Annotated in this window: 4 protein-coding genes; 3 read left to right on the top strand and 1 reads right to left on the bottom strand. The window is 40.8% G+C overall.

Annotated elements, in window-relative coordinates:
• Positions 1–1,228: DNA polymerase III subunit gamma/tau (gene dnaX / locus A9Z07_RS04490; protein WP_069577209.1), on the bottom strand; the 1,228-nt coding region annotated here is incomplete at its 3' end.
• Positions 1,229–1,430: 202 nt separating this feature from the next.
• Here dnaX and A9Z07_RS04485 point away from each other — a divergent pair.
• The 3 genes from A9Z07_RS04485 to A9Z07_RS04475 all read left to right on the top strand — a co-directional run bounded on the left by A9Z07_RS04485 (position 1,431) and on the right by A9Z07_RS04475 (position 4,404).
• Positions 1,431–2,591: a cupin domain-containing protein gene (locus A9Z07_RS04485; protein ID WP_069577205.1), complete on the top strand. Its 1,161-nt coding sequence runs from the start codon at positions 1,431–1,433 to the stop codon at positions 2,589–2,591.
• 209 nt (positions 2,592–2,800) lie between these two features.
• Positions 2,801–3,856: a linear amide C-N hydrolase gene (locus tag A9Z07_RS04480; protein WP_005257195.1), complete on the top strand. Its 1,056-nt coding sequence runs from the start codon at positions 2,801–2,803 to the stop codon at positions 3,854–3,856.
• A gap of 32 nt (positions 3,857–3,888) precedes the next feature.
• Positions 3,889–4,404 (top strand): hypothetical protein, encoded by a 516-nt coding sequence (locus A9Z07_RS04475; RefSeq protein WP_069577203.1) that lies wholly within the window; start codon positions 3,889–3,891, stop codon positions 4,402–4,404.
• Positions 4,405–4,530 lie beyond the last annotated feature (126 nt).

Here is a 4,530-nt window from a genome sequence, read left to right as displayed (position 1 = left end):
CAGGTTCAGGTTCAGGTTCAACACTAACTGCTTCTAGCTGAACCGCAAGCTGATTTTCTGTATTTAAATTTTGTACTGGTTGCTGAACTGCTGGTGCTGCAATCTGGGTAACTGGCGTTGCACTTACAGTGACTTCATTTAAGCTCATCGGTCTAAACGCAAGCAAGCGTAACACCGTCATTTCAAAGCCTTGCTCCTGCGTCACCGCAAGTTGTAGCTCAGCACGCCCTTTGCAGGCAATTTGATAATAAAGCTGTAAGTCCTGAGCAGAAATTGACTTCGAAAGCTGCAAAATTTTCTGATTAATTTCTTCACTATATTTTAGTGCAAGATCTGGTAAATATTGCAATAAAGCCAGTTCATGTAAGGTTGAAACCAGTTGATCCAGAACCAGAGACACATCGAGAGCTTGCTGTCTAAATTGCAACAGCAACTGACTCACACGCGCTTGCTGATTTTGATGAATCGCCAAAATCAGGTCATAAATAATAGTTCGGTCAATCAGGCCCAACATATCTTTGACATCTTGATGATGTACGGCGCCCTGACCATAGGCAATCGCCTGATCTGTTAATGACAATGCATCACGTAAAGAGCCTTGTGCAGACTCGGCAATTTGCCAAATCGCATCCTGATCCGCTTCAATATGTTCTTTATTTAAAATCGCGGTTAAATGTTCCGTGATTTCATCGACGACCAAAGGACGCAAGGTAAATTGCAAGCAGCGCGAGATGACGGTAATCGGTAATTTTTGTGGATCTGTGGTCGCAAACAGGAATTTGACATGTTCAGGCGGCTCTTCCAAAGTCTTTAACAAGGCATTGAATGAATGCGTTGAAAGCATGTGCACTTCATCGATCAGGTAGACTTTGAAACGACCTTGCGTTGGTGCATAAGGAACATTGTCGAGTAACTCACGAGTATCTTCTACTTTGGTCCGTGATGCCGCATCGATTTCAATCAAGTCGATAAAGCGGCCTTCATTCACCGCCTTACATGTAGTACATACTTCACACGGCGTCGACGTTACACCTGTTTCACAGTTTAAGCATTTGGCTAAAATACGGGCAATTGTGGTTTTACCAACGCCACGCGTACCCGTAAACAAGTATGCATGGTGCAAACGGCCACGTTCCAGTGCGCTGGTTAAAGCACGAGAAACATGGTTTTGCCCCACTAACTCATTGAAATTACGTGGACGGTATTTTCTTGCCAGTACTTGATACATGTATGCTCCTTTTCGCCTGTTAAGCATACTGTTTTTTTGAAAGACTGTGAACGAATACGCGTCCAATTGATCAAGATTAAGTACATTCTTTAATTTTTAAGGCTGATTTCTAGCGTTTCTCTTGGTTTTATACAAGACTTGCACCAACATTCAACTCAAGGGACAATACACACCAATTTAAATGTTGTTGGTTTCATTTCCCATGTCTCAATCTTTAGCGGTACTCGGCGGCATTACCGCAGAACAATTTCTTAATGAATATTGGCAAAAAAAACCATTACTGGTTCGTAATGCCATGCCTGAAATTATTGGCCTTTTAGAGCCAGCAGATGTACAAGAGCTTGCATTAGAAGAACACGTCACTGCCCGCCTGATTCGTCAAAAAAATAAAAATCCAAATGAGTGGCATGTTAAATCAGCGCCACTAACCAAAGGCGACTTCCAGAAATTACCGAATCTATGGACACTGTTGGTTCAAGCAGTTGATCATTACTCATTCGATATTGCTGAGTTATGGAAAAAATTTCCGTTTATCCCGCAATGGCGTCGCGATGACATCATGGTGTCTTATGCACCAAAAGGCGGTTCGGTTGGAAAACACTTCGATTTTTATGATGTGTTCTTGGTACAAGGTCATGGCCATCGTCGTTGGCAATTAGGTCAAATGTGTGACGAATCAACCCAGTTTATTCCAGATCAACCATTAAAGCTTTTAGCTGAAATGGATGTGCAGTTTGATGAAGTACTCGCACCAGGCGACTTACTCTATGTACCACCTGGCTTATCGCATTACGGCGTTGCAGAAGATGATTGCTTAACCTTCTCATTTGGTTTCCGTATGCCCAATCTGTCAGAGATGATTGATCAGGTCAGTGATAAATTCGCAGAAAATACCTCACTCAAGAATCCATTGGCAGATATCGCACGTCAACAGACTGCACATCTGGGTGAAATTAATAGCACTGAGTTTGCCTATTTAAAAACTCAACTATTAGACTACCTCACCCAAGCGCCTGAATTTGATTCTGCGATCATGGCCTACATGAGTGAAGCAAGCTATCCAAATAACATTCCTGAACCAGAAGAAGTGGATGCGAATGATGTGGCTGAAGTGATTGGCGCGGATTACCAGATTATTTTAGAGCCTGCTTCAAGATTGCTTTACAGAAAACAGGGCGACTCTTTTGAATTCTGGGCAAATGGCGATACGGTTTGTATTTCAGCAGCATTCATGCCTTATTTAAAACAAATTGCAGATGGTGAAAGCCTATTACTGGATGAACGTTTTAATGAAGCGGAAATTCTGGAAGATATCGCACTCTTGCTCAACAATGCGATTGTGATGTTATTACCGCCAAATTAAACCATATACTCTCCAACATCTGGCCCGATAGAGAAGATTTTTCCCTATCGAGCTACCTCTATGAGAATCAAGAAAAAATAAATCCCTACTTTTTATATTGATTACATTTTATTGCTTGAATAAGATAATTTTTTTAATAGACTAAATTTAATTCATTACAAAAACATTGAATAGAAATCATGCTTATATAACAGCAAGGAGTACCACTTGTGTTTAAAAAAATTTTAGGTTTTTCTTTTCTCGCGACCTCTCTGATCCTTCAGACGAGCCATGCCTGTACTCGTGCAGTTTATCTAGGAAATAACAACCATATCATTACTGCCCGATCAATGGACTGGAAAGTAGATGTTGGTACTAACCTCTGGATTCTACCCAGCAATGTGATAAGAGACAGCAATGCAGGCCCCAAATCACTGAAATGGAAAGCCAAGTATGGCAGTGTGATCGCCACTGGTTACGACATTTCAACAACAGATGGCATGAATGAAGCCGGCTTGGTCGCAAATGTGCTATGGCTGGTCGAATCTCAATATCCAGACACCAAGCATTCGAATAAACCTCAACTCAGCATTTCCGCTTGGGCTCAATATGTACTGGATAATTATGCGACTGTTGCCGAGGCGGTCAGTGCGTTAGAAAAAGAACCTTTTGACCTAATTACTGACAGTGTACCTGGTGAGCAACGTCTTACGACCTTACATTTATCGATTTCAGATAAAACTGGAGACAGTGCAATTATTGAGTATATTGGCGGTAAACAAGTCATTCACCATGATAAAAAATATCAGGTTATGACCAACTCACCGACCTTTGACCAGCAACTTGCGCTTAATACGTATTGGCAACAAATTGGTGGAACTGTGATGCTACCTGGTACCAATCGCGCGTCTGACCGTTTCGCCCGTGCCTCTTTCTATATCAATGCCATTCCTAAAAATGACGATCCTAAAGATGCCCTTGCCTCGGTCTTTAGTGTAATTCGTAATGCATCCGTGCCATATGGTTTAAATACAGCAGAAGAACCGAATATTTCCTCAACACGCTGGAGAACAGTTGCTGATCATAAACAGCAACTCTATTTCTTTGAATCAGCAGTTTCGCCAAACGTGTTCTGGGTAGATTTAAAGAAAATTAACTTTAAAGATGGTTTAACCCGCAAACTTGATCTTGGAAAAGATCAACAGAATACTTTTGCCGGTGATGCAACCCAACAATTCAAGGTCACCAAACCGTTTGCATTTCTTGGACCGCAACTCCATCGTTAATCATGAAAGATTCATACAAGAGAGAATGAAAAATGAATAAAACTTTATGCCTGCTTAGCCTGTGTATCGCTATGAGCGGTTGTTCAACTCTACCAGACTCTTCAACACCAGCCACATTAGATAATCTTGCAACAGCAGGTTCGCTGAACTGTAAAGCCAATGAACTGTGTCCCAATGTTTTTGTTGAATGGGATAAACAACAAAAACAGCAATTAAGAGTCGAAACTGTGCTCAACAGCAGTTATGACTATTACGATATCAAAAGCATCACCTTCCTGATTGATGGGCGATCTTTCGCCTACCAACCTGTGGGCCCAACTGAACAAAAAAATATTAACCGCTTAATCCCAAGACGCTCTTCCAATAGCTTTATTGTTCCAAGCTCGTTTCTCTATGAGTTAAGAAAAGCTCAGAATGTTGAACTTTTGATAGAAACCGACAAAGGTAACATTAAGCGCTCTGTATACACGCCAAATCAACAGTCCACGCTTTACCAGAACTTTGTCAAGCTGATTGCAGGCTTACCAACACAAGCCTCAAAATCATAAAAAAGAAAATTATACGATTAAAGTCAGTTATTTATTTTATCTAAAATAACTGACTTTTAAATATTACAGTTTTATTAAAAACCTGTTCCAGAATCAATTTTCTTAAATATTTTCTCTGATATTTAA

Source organism: Acinetobacter sp. YK3, from assembly GCF_001729365.1.
In the GTDB taxonomy this organism is placed as follows: Bacteria; Pseudomonadota; Gammaproteobacteria; order Pseudomonadales; family Moraxellaceae; genus Acinetobacter; species Acinetobacter vivianii.
This window is presented reverse-complemented; position numbering and strand designations above follow the sequence as displayed.